The sequence below is a fragment of the Rothia sp. HMSC072B03 genome, assembly GCF_001809565.1.
Taxonomy (GTDB): Bacteria; Actinomycetota; Actinomycetes; order Actinomycetales; family Micrococcaceae; genus Rothia; species Rothia mucilaginosa_A.
In genome coordinates this window covers 218,826-219,043 of record NZ_KV797970.1, presented here as the reverse complement: position 1 = coordinate 219,043, position 218 = coordinate 218,826, and positions in this window count along the sequence as shown.

Genomic DNA, 218 nt, shown 5'->3' with positions numbered 1-218 from the left:
GGCGGCTCATCCCCGCTCGCGCGGGGAACATGTCCAGGGCGAGCGCGGCGCGGGTCTTCATGGCGGCTCATCCCCGCTCGCGCGGGGAACATCGGCGGCACCTATCTTCCGCGCATGGCTGCCGCGGCTCATCCCCGCTCGCGCGGGGAACATTGCTTCAGCTCGGCTCGGGAGATGAGACCGTCCGGCTCATCCCCGCTCGCGCGGGGAACATCTCA